At 54.7% G+C, this 13,379-nt stretch carries 14 protein-coding genes and 1 tRNA gene; 12 read left to right on the top strand and 3 right to left on the bottom strand.

The window, feature by feature from the left end; genetic code table 11:
* Nucleotides 1-8 precede the first annotated feature (8 nt).
* From ABSB80_RS09150 to ABSB80_RS09135, 4 genes are all read left to right on the top strand, one after another.
* The gene (locus ABSB80_RS09150) at nucleotides 9-1,319 is read left to right on the top strand and encodes an amidohydrolase family protein (protein ID WP_428370311.1); all 1,311 of its coding nucleotides are present in this window, start codon (nucleotides 9-11) and stop codon (nucleotides 1,317-1,319) included.
* A gap of 103 nt (nucleotides 1,320-1,422) precedes the next feature.
* Nucleotides 1,423-1,620 (top strand): hypothetical protein, encoded by a 198-nt coding sequence (locus ABSB80_RS09145; RefSeq protein WP_428370310.1) that lies wholly within the window; start codon nucleotides 1,423-1,425, stop codon nucleotides 1,618-1,620.
* 332 nt (nucleotides 1,621-1,952) lie between these two features.
* Entirely contained in the window at nucleotides 1,953-2,909 is a 957-nt protein-coding gene (locus ABSB80_RS09140; RefSeq protein ID WP_428370309.1) for an ABC transporter ATP-binding protein, read from the top strand.
* Nucleotides 2,902-3,663 carry an ABC transporter permease gene (locus ABSB80_RS09135; protein WP_428370308.1) on the top strand — a complete coding sequence of 254 codons (762 nt, stop codon included), beginning with the start codon at nucleotides 2,902-2,904 and terminating at the stop codon, nucleotides 3,661-3,663. Before ABSB80_RS09140 ends, ABSB80_RS09135 begins: the two co-directional genes overlap by 8 nt.
* 179 nt (nucleotides 3,664-3,842) lie before the next feature.
* On the opposite strand, the gene ABSB80_RS09130 is transcribed toward ABSB80_RS09135, so the two are convergent.
* The gene (locus tag ABSB80_RS09130) at nucleotides 3,843-5,543 is read right to left on the bottom strand and encodes an AMP-binding protein (protein ID WP_428370307.1); all 1,701 of its coding nucleotides are present in this window, start codon (nucleotides 5,541-5,543) and stop codon (nucleotides 3,843-3,845) included.
* Nucleotides 5,544-5,866: 323 nt separating this feature from the next.
* Here ABSB80_RS09130 and ABSB80_RS09125 point away from each other — a divergent pair.
* The 3 genes from ABSB80_RS09125 to ABSB80_RS09115 all read left to right on the top strand — a co-directional run bounded on the left by ABSB80_RS09125 (nucleotide 5,867) and on the right by ABSB80_RS09115 (nucleotide 7,597).
* A tRNA-Trp gene (locus tag ABSB80_RS09125) sits at nucleotides 5,867-6,092 on the top strand.
* A gap of 236 nt (nucleotides 6,093-6,328) precedes the next feature.
* The gene (locus ABSB80_RS09120; RefSeq protein WP_428370305.1) at nucleotides 6,329-7,120 is read left to right on the top strand and encodes a PhzF family phenazine biosynthesis protein; all 792 of its coding nucleotides are present in this window, start codon (nucleotides 6,329-6,331) and stop codon (nucleotides 7,118-7,120) included.
* A 60-nt stretch (nucleotides 7,121-7,180) separates the two neighbouring features.
* Nucleotides 7,181-7,597 carry a carboxymuconolactone decarboxylase family protein gene (locus ABSB80_RS09115; protein WP_428370303.1) on the top strand — a complete coding sequence of 139 codons (417 nt, stop codon included), beginning with the start codon at nucleotides 7,181-7,183 and terminating at the stop codon, nucleotides 7,595-7,597.
* Here ABSB80_RS09115 and ABSB80_RS09110 read toward each other — a convergent pair.
* Nucleotides 7,594-7,926 carry a carboxymuconolactone decarboxylase family protein gene (locus ABSB80_RS09110; protein ID WP_428370301.1) on the bottom strand — a complete coding sequence of 111 codons (333 nt, stop codon included), beginning with the start codon at nucleotides 7,924-7,926 and terminating at the stop codon, nucleotides 7,594-7,596. The genes ABSB80_RS09115 and ABSB80_RS09110 overlap by 4 nt on opposite strands.
* A gap of 357 nt (nucleotides 7,927-8,283) precedes the next feature.
* Here ABSB80_RS09110 and ABSB80_RS09105 point away from each other — a divergent pair, with 357 nt between their 5' ends.
* The 4 genes from ABSB80_RS09105 to ABSB80_RS09090 all read left to right on the top strand — a co-directional run bounded on the left by ABSB80_RS09105 (nucleotide 8,284) and on the right by ABSB80_RS09090 (nucleotide 11,234).
* On the top strand, nucleotides 8,284-8,871 hold the full coding sequence (locus tag ABSB80_RS09105) for a class I SAM-dependent methyltransferase (RefSeq protein ID WP_428370299.1): 588 nt from the start codon (nucleotides 8,284-8,286) through the stop codon (nucleotides 8,869-8,871).
* Between the two features lie 265 nt (nucleotides 8,872-9,136).
* Nucleotides 9,137-10,318, top strand: coding sequence for a bifunctional 5,6,7,8-tetrahydromethanopterin hydro-lyase/3-hexulose-6-phosphate synthase (locus tag ABSB80_RS09100; protein ID WP_428370297.1), 1,182 nt, complete (start codon nucleotides 9,137-9,139; stop codon nucleotides 10,316-10,318).
* 226 nt (nucleotides 10,319-10,544) lie between these two features.
* Complete coding sequence (locus tag ABSB80_RS09095) at nucleotides 10,545-10,817, top strand: hypothetical protein (protein ID WP_428370295.1); 273 nt, start codon at nucleotides 10,545-10,547, stop codon at nucleotides 10,815-10,817.
* A gap of 12 nt (nucleotides 10,818-10,829) precedes the next feature.
* Nucleotides 10,830-11,234 carry a hypothetical protein gene (locus tag ABSB80_RS09090; RefSeq protein ID WP_428370293.1) on the top strand — a complete coding sequence of 135 codons (405 nt, stop codon included), beginning with the start codon at nucleotides 10,830-10,832 and terminating at the stop codon, nucleotides 11,232-11,234.
* Between the two features lie 257 nt (nucleotides 11,235-11,491).
* Here ABSB80_RS09090 and ABSB80_RS09085 read toward each other — a convergent pair whose 3' ends face one another.
* Nucleotides 11,492-11,938, bottom strand: a complete 447-nt coding sequence (locus ABSB80_RS09085) for a hypothetical protein (protein ID WP_428370291.1) — start codon at nucleotides 11,936-11,938, stop codon at nucleotides 11,492-11,494.
* A 177-nt stretch (nucleotides 11,939-12,115) separates the two neighbouring features.
* Between ABSB80_RS09085 and ABSB80_RS09080 the strand changes: the two genes are divergently transcribed.
* Entirely contained in the window at nucleotides 12,116-13,288 is a 1,173-nt protein-coding gene (locus ABSB80_RS09080; protein WP_428370289.1) for an ISH3 family transposase, read from the top strand.
* The last annotated feature ends 91 nt before the right edge of the window (nucleotides 13,289-13,379 follow it).

The following is a 13,379-nucleotide window of genomic DNA, read 5'->3' as shown; positions in this document are numbered from 1 at the left end:
ATTATGAAATGAGCGGGATTTTCGGGAGACGCCGTTCCCTGCTTATCACGAACGTGGTGGCGGACAACCGCACCGTCGACATCTTCGTGGACGATAATGGGACCATCGCTGGGATCGGGGAGGGCGTACGAAAAAATCACAGGGGCGAGGCGGATTTCATCATCGACGGCAATGGGGCGCTCGCGCTCCCGGGCCTGGTCAACACCCACACCCATGCGGCGATGACCCTCCTCCGGGGCTATGCCGACGACATGATCCTGCAGGACTGGCTCTCGCAGAAGATCTGGCCGCTCGAGGCCCACCTCACCGGCAACGATGTGTACTGGGGTACAAAACTTGCCTGCCTCGAGATGATCCGGAGCGGCACGACCGCGTTCAATGACATGTACTTCTTCATGGAGGACGCGGCCCGGGCAGTGGACGAATCAGGTATCAGGGCGGTCCTGTCCTACGGGTTCATCGACCTCTTCAATGCAGAGAAGCGGGAGAACGAGTGCAGGGCGACCGAGAGACTCGCAGCCCACATCCGCTCCCTGTACAACCCCCGGATCAAGACGGCAGTCGGGCCCCACGCGATCTACACGGTCTCCCCTGAGGGGCTGGAGTGGTGCGCGGAGTTTGCACGCGAACAGGAGATCGGCATCCACATCCACCTCTCGGAAACGGAGAAGGAAGTGAACGACTGCATCGCACAGCACGGGAAGCGCCCGGCTGCGCTGCTGGACGATTGCGGCATCCTCACGCCCCGGACGGTGGCAGCCCACTGCTGCTGGCTCGACGATGCGGAATGCACCCTCCTTGGCAGGCGCGGCGTTTCCGTGTCGCACAACCCGGCAAGCAACATGAAACTTGCCACCAACCGTGCGATGCCGTACCGGGCCCTCTCCGGCGCCGGTGCCAACACCTGCCTCGGGACCGACGGCTGCGCCTCGAACAACAACCTCGATATGTTCGGGGAGGTCAAGATCGCGGCACTCCTCCAGAAGTTTTACTGGAACAGTCCGACCCTTCTCCCGGCACCGGAAGCGCTGGCGATGGCAACGGTGAACGGGGCAAAGGCCCTCGGCTTCGGTACCGGGACTCTTGCGGCCGGCGCACCGGCCGATATCATCCTCGTCACTGCCCGGGCTGCCTGCAACACCCCGCTCCATAACGCGACCTCGAACATCGTCTATTCCTGCAGCGGCGGCTCAGTTGAGACCACCATCTGCAACGGCAGGGTGCTGATGCTCAACCATGAGGTCCCCGGTGATGAAGAGGTACTCTCCGGCGCTGCGGGGGCAGCCCTCGGGCTGGTGAAGCGGGCGCACTCCGCGTAAGCGGGACAAAGCCACTCTCCAATCACCCTTGCGGTCTCATGCAGATTCCGTTCCCCGGCAAATCCGACATTATTTTACCTTTTTACGATCAACCGGCGTTACTATGTCGCATCATGAAGCGTTTGAACAGCACGATCACCACGACCCCTCAAAGGCCTGCCGGTTCTGCTCTTCCACATATTCCCACGAGGAGCATCCGTCAGCGTTTGGCATCTGCGAGAGGTGTGCCTACAAGGTCCTGATCGTGCTCTTCATCGTCATGATCGCCGTCTCGTACGTGGCGTGGTTCGGGGTCTTCTGATATCTGTCCTGTTTTTATCATTCCCCCGTGACTTCCAGTACCCGGCTCCTGTCAGACCACTATTTTCCTGAATTAAGGGTGAAAAATGGCGAATGAGAATAAAATATTTTCAGAAATCCCGCCACCTCGCCAAATATATCGGCAAACGCATCGCACCAAAGCAACATACCCTTTTTAGTACAAGACACCTTCGGGTTCCTCGGCCACGGGTGGTGCAGGCATGACCAAGGCCATCCGGATCTTCACCAGCATCACTGTCCCGACCGGCGGCAATGTCGTTTCAGAATGTCCGCTATCCTTAACACCAATCACAACCACATCCGGTACTGACCATGAACGCGATCGAAGTTTCGCACCTCACGAAAAAATTCGGCAAGCTGGTCGCCGTCAACGACATCTCCTTCTCCGTCAAAGAAGGCGAGACCTTCGGGTTCCTCGGCCCCAACGGCGCAGGAAAGACCACGACCATCCGGATGCTGACGGGCATCACGGTACCGACCGGCGGGGACGCGAAGATCTTCGGGAAGGATGTCGTGAACGAGACGATCGCCGCCCGGAAGCAGATCGGGATCGTGCACGAGACCTCGAACATCTATACCGACCTCACCGCGTGGCAGAACATGATGTTCACCGCGGAAGTGTACGATGTGGGAAAAGCCGTCCGCGAGAAGCGGGGCAGAGAGCTCCTCGAACTCTTCGGGCTCTGGGAGCGCAAAGACGACAAGACGAACGGGTACTCGAAGGGCATGAAGCGGCGGCTCACGCTCGCGATGGGGCTCATCAACGACCCCCGGCTTATCTTCCTCGACGAGCCCACTTCGGGCCTTGACGTCCAGAGTAACCTCATCATCCGCGACGTCATCCGCGATGTCACCGCCCGGGGGGTCACGGTCTTCTTAACGACCCACAACATCGAGGAGGCAAACGTCTCCTGCGACCGGGTCGCGATCATCAACCACGGCATGATCGCCGCGATCGACTCTCCTGAAAAACTCAAGAAGACCATCCAGAGCGTCCAGTCGGTCGAGGTCGCGCTCGACCCGGTCCCGGCGCAGTGGGCGGACGGCCTCCGCGGGATCGGGACCGTCAGCGAGGTGCGGAAACTCGGCGACAAGTTCCGGCTCATCACCGAAGACCCCCCGGCCGTGATCGCCGGCGTCATGGCATACGCGGAGCAGCATCATACCCGGGTCATCAGCGTCAACACGTACGGGCCGAGCCTGGAAGACGTCTTCATAAAACTGACCGGCCTTGAAGTCCGGACCCGGGGGGTGAAGACCGTTGACTGATCATGCCGAATGGCTCAGGCAGCTCCGGGCCGAATTCCTCGCGGCGTGGGCGATAGCAAAGAAGGACATGCTCATCTACTATATCAAGCCGAACATCATCGTCTCCGGCGCGCTCTTCCCCCTCTTCATGTTCCTCGCATTCGCGGTCGGGCGCCCCGAAACCCCCTCGGTCATGATCCCCGGTCTCATCGCGATCACCATCCTCTTCTCGGCCTCGTCCATCGAGCCGGTCTCGATCCCTATCGAGCGGCGGATGAAGACCTTCGACCGGCTCATCTCCGCCCCTGTCTCCCTCCACGCGGTCGTCTTCGGGGAGAGCCTGAGCGGTTTTTTGTACAGCATCGGGATCGCGGCCGTCCCGTTCATCGCGGGGATCGTCATCTTCGCAACCTCCGTCACCAACCCGGTCCCGCTCGTCATCGGCGTCCTCCTCACCTCGTTCTGCTTTGCGACAATGGGCACCCTCTTCGCCGCGTACCCGACCGAGAGCCCGGGCGACATCATGTCGATGCTCAACGTGGTCCGTCTCCCGCTCATCTTCATCTCGGGCATCTTCATCCCGGTCGATCAGATCCCCTCGATCGGGCAGTACGCGTCGTACTTCTCGCCCCTCACGTACGGTAACGATCTCATCCACGCCGCGTACTCCGGGACCACGTACTTCAACCCGGTCGCCGACATCGTCATGCTCATCGTGTTCATCCTGATCTTCCAGTTTGCGGCGAACCGGCTGTACAGGAAGTTCAATGAGTGAGGAGCCCATTCACCAGGACAGCGAATTCTGGAGGAAAGGGGAGATAATACAGGAACGTCATGAGAAGGACATCCCGCGAAAACCGTGACGGGTGGGATTGCCATATATGACGCAGGCAATCTTCATTCAGCCCTCCGGTGAACGGGGTCAGAGGACCCCGTGACCGTACATTCTTTTTATCAGGCAGTCTCGATCTTGTCGGCTTCCTGGAGCCCGAGCACTTTTACCGACTCTTCCCGCATCTTGAACTTCTGGATCTTGCCGGAGATGGTGACCGGGAAGTCATCGACGAACATGACGTACCGGGGGATCTTGAAGTGGGCGATCTTCCCCTTGCAGAAGTCCTTGACGTCCTGTTCAGTCATGGTCTGCCCCGGTTTCATCTTCACCCATGCGCAGAGCTCCTCGCCGTACTTGATGTCCGGTACTCCGACGACGTACACGTCGGCGATCTTCTCGTGGTGGTGCAAAAACTCCTCGATCTCCCGCGGGTAGATATTCTCGCCGCCACGGATGACCATGTCCTTGAGCCGGCCCACGATCCTGAAGTAGCCCTCCTCGTCCATGGTGGCGAGATCGCCCGTGTGGTTCCAGTGGTCCTTGTCGAGCGTGGCATGCGATGCCGAAGGGTTGTTGTAATAGCATTTCATGACGCAATAGCCCCGGGCGCAGATCTCGCCGATCTCGCCGAACGGCACGATCTTGCCGGTCTTGGCGTCGACGATCTTGAGCTCGGTGTGCGGGAATGCCCGGCCCACCGTCGCGACGCGGCGGTCGAGGGGATCTTTCGTCGTCGTCATCGTCACGCCGGGGCTCGTCTCGGTCTGGCCGTACACGATCACGATCTCGCTCATGTGCATCCGGGTGTTGACCTCTTTCATCACCTCGATCGGGCAGGGCGAGCCGGCCATGATGCCGGTCCGGAGGGAGCGGAGGTCATACTTTGCGAAGTTCGGGTGGGAGAGCTCGGCAATGAACATGGTCGGGACGCCGTGTACCGCGGTGCAGTGCTCCTTCTCGATGGTCTTTAATACCTCCTCGGCATCGAAGGCCGGGGCAGGGAGGACCATCGTCGAGCCGTGGGTGACGCAGGCGAGGTTGGAGAGGACCATGCCGAAGCAGTGGTAGAAGGGGACCGGGATACAGAGGCGGTCCTTCTCGGAGAAGCCCATACCCTCGCCGATGATGAACCCATTGTTGAGGACATTGTGGTGGGTCAGGACGACTCCCTTCGGGAACCCCGTAGTGCCGCTCGTGTACTGGATGTTGATCGGGTCATCGAACGAGAGGGCCTCGCCCCGTTCGATCAGTTCGTCGGTATTGATCTCCTCCGCTTTCTTGAGGAAGTCGCTCCACGTATACATGCCGTTGTAGGGGATATCGCCAAGGAAGATCGCGTTTTTCAGGAATGGGAACTTCTCGCTCGAGATCCTCCCGGGCTTCGCCTCGTACGCTTCCGGGCAGGCCTCGTAGAACATACCCACGTAATCCGAGGTCTTGAACCGGCCCTGGACGATCAGGGTCGAGATCTCGGACTGCTTGAGCACGTACTCGAGCTCGTAGGTGCGGTAGGCGGGGTTGATGTTCACCATGATCGCCCCGATCTTGGAGGTGGCGAACTGGACCACCACCCACTCGGCATGATTCATGGCCCAGATGCCGACCCGGTCGCCCTTCTCCACCCCGAGGCCCATGAGGGCACGGGCCACCTGGTTCACCTGGGACAGGAAGTCCCGGTAGGACCACCGGATGTTCTGGTGCATGGATACGATCGCGTCGGTCTCCGGATATTTTGCCGCAATACTGTCGACCATCTCGCCGATGGTCATTCCCAGCAGGGGTACTGCTGATGTTCCGCACGTGTAGCTGCCCTCGACCATTGCACAACTATTGGGGCCCGGGATATTATATGCATAATGCTTTGTACCGGCTTGTGGTGCACCCGAGTTTCCTCTTCCCGGGCAACGATTGGGTATGCCGTAATTTTTTCCACCGGGCATCCCTCTGATGATACCTCCGGCTCCGGTGAAGCTGGAGGTACGGACCGCAGTGGTGCACCCGTCAGCCATTCTGGTGCAGGGCCTGGCGTTCCCCCCCCGTTGCGGGATGCCTGCCGGTCAGGGTCGGAAAGAACACAACTCTTAAGTTTATACACTGCGATTTTATTGAGTCAGCACGGGGAATGTCCCGCTGCAGACAGCACGGGGTTGTGGCCTAGCCCGGTATGGCGACGGGCTCCAGCGGTCTTTGCGTTCTTCGTGCTCGCAGATGATGAACAATGGGTCTACTGAGTTGACCTTTCCGGCATCAGCCGGAGAGGGCAAGGAGAAACTCGTAAGAGTTTCGAATTGATGCGATGATGACCCGTTGGAGCACTGATGCATGTCGGAGAGACCCGTCGATCGTGAGTTCAAATCTCACCAACCCCACGTTTTCCTTTTAGAGATTTTAGCCTGATACTGTTCAGGTTTTTGCATTGGGGATTTTAGAAAAAGGTCTGTTCTGACGCTCTTGGGGGCTCTGCCCCCGCCGCGTGGGCATCCCCCGGTTGCGATGGTGCCGCATTACCTTTTTTCACAAACGTGTGGAATTTTTATGGATATACCGGGGTATCGCAAGTATCCCCGCCCGATCTTTTATGCTTCCTGCCGGCAATCTTCCTTGCATGAGTCACGAGATGCATCTGGTGGATGCCTTCACCGGTGCCCCGTTCCGCGGCAACACGGCAGCGGTATGCATCCTGGACGGGCCGGCCGAGCCTGCATGGATGCAGCAGGTAGCAGCCGAGATGAAGCACTCCGAGACCGCATTCCTGCATCCCGGTAAAGACGGATGGAACCTTCGCTGGTTTACTCCGGAACGCGAGGTGGAGCTCTGCGGCCATGCCACGCTTGCCGCCGCGTTCGTCCTGTGGACTGTCGGTCACGCGGAACCGGGATCGGCGATTGCGTTTGAGACGAAATCGGGAACACTGACTGCCGATAAGGACGGGGACTCGATCACCCTGAATTTCCCTGCCGAGCCCGTCACTTCCACCGCACCCGTCCCCGGGCTTGACCGGGCGCTGGGCGTCACGCCGCTCTATACGGGCCGGAACCGGTTCGATATCCTTGCCGAGCTCCCGTCAGCGGCCGATCTCTGCGCCCTCGAACCCGATATGGCGGCCCTTGCCGCGATCCCGGCACGGGGAGTTATCATAACCGCGGCCTCCGATCACCCGCATTTCGATTTCGTGTCCCGGTTCTTCGCGCCTGCCGTCGGAGTACCGGAAGACCCGGTCACCGGCTCGGCCCACTGCTGCCTCGGGCCGTACTGGGGAGAGAAACTCAAAAAGATCGAGCTCTCCGGGTTCCAGTGCTCGGCCCGGGGCGGGAGCGTGAGGGTCACCCTGCTCGGCGACCGGGTCCTGCTCGGGGGGCATGCGGTCCACATCGCATCCGTCCGGCTGCTTGTCTGACGGGGACATGCCGGCCGTTCCCGGAAGCGCTGCCCGTTTTTTCGTGAAGTTTTTTTGCTCATGCAGCGTACACAGGACCGGGTTACCATGACCAGCGAACGCTATAAACGCGGATGGGAGAAGCTGAAAGAGGTAGATGGCGAGGCGGGCGAGAAGGTGATCGCGAGCCTTCAGGATATTGCACCGGACCTCGGGCGTTTTACGATCGAGTTCCCGTTCGGGGATATTTACACCCGCCCGGACCTGGATCTCCGCTCGCGGGAGATCGCGGTTGTCGCCGCCCTCACGGCGCTCGGCAACGCTGCACCGCAGCTGAAGGTGCATATCAACGGGGCGCTCAACGTCGGTGTAACGCGGGACGAAGTGGTCGGGATCATCACGATGATGGCTGTCTACGCGGGGTTCCCGGCTGCACTCAACGGGATGGCAGCGGCAAAAGAGGTATTTGCCGAACGCGACGGAAAAGGATTGTCCTAGTCCCGTTTTTTCTTCTTCTTCCGGACTTCTTCCAGCCCGTCAAGTGCGGCGGGGAGGCATTCGAGGACGCCGAAGAGCCCGGTCAGGTGCAGGTTCATGACGATCGCGCCCACGATCTCGTCCCTGGTCGCCCCGGCCTGCCACGCCATGATGGCGTGCAGCCGCACTCCTTCGGGGTTCCGGGTGGCGGTCTGGATCGCGATATTGATGAGCTGTTTTGTCTTGTTATCGAGGCCGCTGAGGGTCCGCTGGACCTCCACGAGGTTGTTGAACCGCTCCTCAAGCTCGGGGCACTCCTTCCGGAACACTTCATAGGAACTCTTCGCCATAGTGAACGCTCGTAATAATTAGGTAATATCTGCATCAGCCCGCGAAATTAAATAACCTTGTATTTCGAACAGGTCATCAGACCTGTGAGACGAGAAGATTCTGACGCAGGAAGAATCTTCGAGTTCGGGGACGTCCCCATATGAAGTCACATCAGTGATTTCCGAGACGAGAAGATACCGGAGGCGTCTTCGGGTTTGAAGACGGGTACCGATGCACATGCCTGTAATCGAAGATAAATTATTTGTTAACGAAAATAATATGTACATCCGTTGGGATTTTACACGGGATTGCTTACATGACCCTGTCAAGAAAATACCTAAATTGCTTACGGAAAACCCTTCTTGAGGTTAGCGGATATGAATGCCACCGGGGATGTTGAGAAATTTAATTGCTGGTCAAGTACCTATGAGGATTCATGGTCGCAATACCTGTATTTCGATCGGATCCATAAAGGAGTCATCGGTTTGGTCAATGTGGAATCTGCTCCCGGAGACATAGTGGATATCGGATGCGGAACTGGTAGACTGTTACGAAAAATCAGGGAACGCTGGCCTTATGCACGGCTGATTGGTGTTGATCCGGCTGAAGGTATGGTGAAAAAAGCCCGGCAAATGATGCCGGATTCTACGTTTATTGTTAGCCCTGCCGAATCAATCCCGCTCCCTGATGCTTCTGTCGATCTCGTGTTCAGTACTATTTCTTTTCATCACTGGTCAGACCAATTACAGGGTATACGTGAGATACGGCGTGTCTTACGATCCGGGGGCCAGTTCTTTCTATCCGATATAGCAGCCCCCAAATTCTTATTCAGATTTGTTCATCACGGCCAGATTCGCAATCAATATGAGGTACGAAAAATGTTTGAACAGGTGGGTCTGGAGGTCCGGACACAGCGACGGCTATTGTTGGGGCATATCCTTGTAACCTCCGGTATCCGACGCTGACGACCGGATGCAGTTTCGATAAACGTAATCGACACACTCCAAAAGCCCGTGAAACCTGGGGAAGATCTTCTCGACTCGCCGGCCATTTGCGCACATACTCATAGTCGAAGATTTCCTGATGGTAGATTTGTTATAACCGTTATTGCTGCACATACTCGTAGTCGAAGATTCCTGCGGAATCTTCTCCACTCGTATGTTGCTTTGCAACATACTCGTTTTATGATAGATGACGGGCAGATACTATTACCATCATACGGAGAGTTCCATGTATCTGGTCGGAGAAGCACTTATTGGCGATGGCGCGGAACTGGCGCACATCGACCTCTTAATGGGAGATAAGGAAGGTCCCATCGGAGCAGCGTTTGCAAACGCGGTTTCGCAACTATCAGAGGGGCATACGCCCCTTCTTGCAGTAGTTCGCCCGAACCTGCTGGCCAAGCCCGTGACCATTGTGATCCCGAAAGTCACGTTGAGGGACATGGTGCACGTGAACGAGATGTTCGGCCCCGTGCAGGCCGCCGTTGCCAAGGCGGTTGCCGACTGTGTTGAAGAGGACGTGTTCTCGGGGATCGATATCGAGGACACAGTCATCATGGTGTCCGCGTTCGTCCACCCTGAAGCAGCGGACTACAACAAGATCTACCGGTTCAATTACGGCGCGACCAAGCTGGCCCTCCACCGTGCACTGGACAAGTTCCCGGACACCAAGACCCTCGTGTTCGAGAAAGACCGTGCAGCCCACGGCATCATGGGGTTCAAGGTGCAGCGCCTCTGGGACCCGCCGTACCTCCAGGTCGCGATGGACCTCGTTGACATGGGCAAGGTCGCCCAGGTCCTGAAGTGCGTGCCCGAGAACGACCACGTGATCATCGAGGCGGGAACCCCGCTTATCAAGAAGTTCGGCCTCTCTGTCATCGGCGAGATCCGCAAGCTCCGTGCGAATGCGTTCATCATCGCGGACATGAAGATCCTCGACACCGGTAACCTCGAGGCCCGCATGGCGGCCGATGCAACCGCCGATGCGGTCGTCGTCTCCGGCCTCGCCCCGACCTCGACCATGGAGAAGGCGATTGCCGAGGCCCGCAAGGTCGGCATCTACTCGATCGTCGACATGCTGAACGTCCCGAACCCGGCGAAGGTGATCGCGAACCTGAAGGTGAAGCCGGACATCGTGGAACTCCACCGTGCGATCGATGTCGAGGAGAGCTCCCATGCCTGGGGCGATATCCCGGCGATCAAGAAGGCGGCCGGCGGCAAGCTGCTCGTTGCAACGGCCGGCGGTATCCGGGTTGACGTAGTAAAGGACGCACTCAAGGCAGGCGCAGACATCCTCGTGGTCGGCCGTGCAATCACTGCCTCGAAGGATATCGGCCACGCTGCAGACGAGTTCCTCGACCAGCTCAACCGGGAAGAGATCGACCAGTTCAGGGTCATGACGGATTTCTAAAAATCCGGTTAATATATTTTTTTTATTATCCCTGAGGGCTGCTGGGATCGAGCCCTCTTCGTATGCTCGGGCAATTTTTCATCTGCCATGAAGAGGCTCATCATATTCCTGTTCCTGTTTTTCCCTCTCCGCATCCCGGAAGGGATGCGATCACAATATTCTTCTTCGGAACCAACCAAGATTGTACAACTGTAAAATTTTGTACGGTTGACCAATCAAAACGTGCGTGGCATTGCACGAGAAGACAAAAGGGGCGAAAGGAATCATGCAACAATCCGCAATCAAGACCGAGGAAATTGCGAACAAGCGGGTAGCTCTTACTCCGAGCACGTGGGCTGCTCTCTCGCGGCTGAAGGAACCCGGAAAAAGCCTTGGGGATACGGTAGCTGCTCTCATTGCAGAACACCAGCTCCGTGCGCTTGAGCGGGATCTGGATCGGGTTGATAAAAATGCCAAGTACGTTTCCTGGGAAAAAGCCAAGAAAGATCTCGATCTTTAGACGGGGCAGATCGTGCGGATTGAGATCGAGGAGAATGTCAGGGCTTTCATCAGGGAGCGGCCCGAGAAAGACCGGCGTGTTATCGGAGAGCATATCGAACGACTGAGCGAGCATCCGAATGCGCTGGGCAACATCAAAAGGCTCAAGACCCGGAAACCCCGGTGGAGGATGCACATCTCGTCAAAGTTCACGTTGTTCTATTACGTGGATGACAACACGGTATATATCGACCACATCATGAGCCAGGAACTTGCACACAAGAAATACGGGAAGATCTGGGAATCACCGTACGATCTCCCTGTGCCAATAAAATGGGAATATCATGTACGCCTCCAAGATCATTGTGGAGAAACCCCCCTATTTCCTCTTTCAATTCATCTTCAGAAAAATGTTTTAAGTACTGTTCATCTTGGATAAGAATATTAAAAATATCTTCAATTTCTTTACGATCGATAATTGCAACATTTACGCCAAGGCCCTCCTCAATTGTTTTTTTGAGAGCTAAAACAGTTTCCTCTTGTCTTTTTTTTTATTATGTCATCAATTGAACTTTCAACCATCAATTAAATTTTTGATATGAAATAATTAAGCTTGCCTACAATCATTATCAATTCTAAGTTATTTCAACTCCATAAAAAAAGTCTGAGCTTTCGGAATTTCAATAAATAATTGAGTTAATTTATCCGATTTGTTGATTTTAAAATCAAATAGATCAACGAAAACAAACGATGGAAAAAATAATCAATTTGATCACTCGATGTAATGGGAATTTTATCGGTTTCAGTATGTCGTATCATGAATTGGTTGCCTATTTCCGTAAGGGCTCTTGCCTCGCTATCTAGTTTTTCACGTAATTCGAGTGTAGGTGTTGTTTTTTCAAGCAGTTTTGATAATGATGCCCTTTTATCCCCAGGAATTTCAAGGCTTTTTAATCGCTCCCAAGCATCCCATAATTTTTCAAGAGCTACTTTACGATCTTCGAAATGAGCACTGAGATACTTTATCCGTGCAGTATTAAAGAGAGTATCGAAAGCCGTATCTCCAGTGTTAAAATTCGTTTCTTGCAATAATTCACGAAGTCCTTCAGGAGCTAGTCGAATAATCTTCCCACGATTATCCAATTCAAAAATAATCCCATTTCGTGAAAAGATAAGATTGATTGCTGCACGAAATTCACTTTGACCTTTCCATTTCCTAAAAGAAATATGATAATGCCCCGGATCAGGTTCAGTACTTCTCTAATTATTAGCCCGAGCTAAAGAAAAACGTAAGATCTAAATAGGCAGCGGGCGCCGCATATGTCCAATAAACGACAAATAGCCCGCCGAATAAAGAAGGAGATCCGAGCAGAAGATTGTTCCGAAATTGCAGTTGAAGCAATCAACCGGCACCTCACAATTTCCATCAACGGGAAACTAAACCAAAAGACAATCATTCGGTCACTTGTAGGAATGTCAGCAAACAAACTTTCGGTGCATTCCATCAATAAAGCCGTAGAAAAAGTCCCGTGTGAAACGTCGGTCAGATACCATTTGTCGAAGGTGGATTTAGATTCACTTCTGGCATTACAATCAAAGATCCTCACCTATTCAAACGATCAGATCCTCGTTCCCAGAAAATCGCATCATTTTGCCATAGATTTCACTGATGATCCTTATTACGGAGAGTGTGTTGACGTAAACAAAGATTACGTCATCAAGAGTAAAATGAAGGATTCCACAACGACATTTTACTCGTATGTTTCGCTCTACATCACGACAAAAGGCCAACGGTTGACCCTCGCAGTTCTCCCGGTAAAAAAGGGAGTGTCAAAGGTCGAGTACATCCGGAAATTCCTCGTTTTTATTGACGATGCAAAAGTGAATATCGAGGTACTCTGTCTTGATCGGGGTTTTTACTCAAACGATGTGCTCTCGTTTCTCCAGAAGGAGAACATCCCGCACATTGTTCCGGTGAAAAAACACGGTCAGGAACTCAAGAAGATTCTCCGGGGGAATCATTCCCGCTATGCCCGGTACACGATGAGGGGAACCTCCGGACCTCTTGATCTTACTCTTGCAATTGATGTTCAGTACCTTCAGGGAAGGAATAAGAAATTCGGGAATGTGAATCTCGGATATGTCGTGTATGGTATTGATTGGAAGCCGCGACGGGTCTACCAAGTCTACAAGAACAGGTTCGCTATCGAATCTTCATACCGTATCCGGAACATCGTAAAAGCTAAAACCTCTTCCAGAAACGTTGTGCTCCGGTATCTCTTGACGATAATCTCGTTCCTCCTCAAGAATATCTGGGTGGCTCTTCAATGGATGGTCTTCTCAAAGGTTCAACGAGGGCCGAGATCGATTAACAATGATTTGTTTCGCTTTGATCTCTTCCGGCTCTTCGTCTGGGAAGGGCTCCGGAAAAAACTTAAATTTGTTACGTTTGTTGCTGTTCTTCGATCTCTCGGTCGATTGGAGGGTGGTTAGGGTTGATGACTATCCAAAGTTCATGGAGGAAAATTAGAGAAATACTGAACCCCAAAACAAAAACTTTAAAGAAAGCAAAATTTCACTTTTT

Source organism: Methanoregula sp. (assembly GCF_050010295.1).
GTDB lineage: Archaea > Halobacteriota > Methanomicrobia > Methanomicrobiales > Methanospirillaceae > Methanoregula.
This window is presented reverse-complemented; position numbering and strand designations above follow the sequence as displayed.

Coding starts and splice junctions, on each gene's coding strand:
- ABSB80_RS09150 (WP_428370311.1), top strand. CDS start 9: ATGAGCGGGATTTTCGGGAGACGCCGTTCCCTGCTTATCACGAACGTG.
- ABSB80_RS09145 (WP_428370310.1), top strand. CDS start 1,423: ATGTCGCATCATGAAGCGTTTGAACAGCACGATCACCACGACCCCTCA.
- ABSB80_RS09140 (WP_428370309.1), top strand. CDS start 1,953: ATGAACGCGATCGAAGTTTCGCACCTCACGAAAAAATTCGGCAAGCTG.
- ABSB80_RS09130 (WP_428370307.1), bottom strand. CDS start 5,543: ATGGTCGAGGGCAGCTACACGTGCGGAACATCAGCAGTACCCCTGCTG.
- ABSB80_RS09120 (WP_428370305.1), top strand. CDS start 6,329: ATGAGTCACGAGATGCATCTGGTGGATGCCTTCACCGGTGCCCCGTTC.
- ABSB80_RS09115 (WP_428370303.1), top strand. CDS start 7,181: ATGCAGCGTACACAGGACCGGGTTACCATGACCAGCGAACGCTATAAA.
- ABSB80_RS09110 (WP_428370301.1), bottom strand. CDS start 7,926: ATGGCGAAGAGTTCCTATGAAGTGTTCCGGAAGGAGTGCCCCGAGCTT.
- ABSB80_RS09105 (WP_428370299.1), top strand. CDS start 8,284: ATGAATGCCACCGGGGATGTTGAGAAATTTAATTGCTGGTCAAGTACC.
- ABSB80_RS09100 (WP_428370297.1), top strand. CDS start 9,137: ATGTATCTGGTCGGAGAAGCACTTATTGGCGATGGCGCGGAACTGGCG.
- ABSB80_RS09080 (WP_428370289.1), top strand. CDS start 12,116: ATGTCCAATAAACGACAAATAGCCCGCCGAATAAAGAAGGAGATCCGA.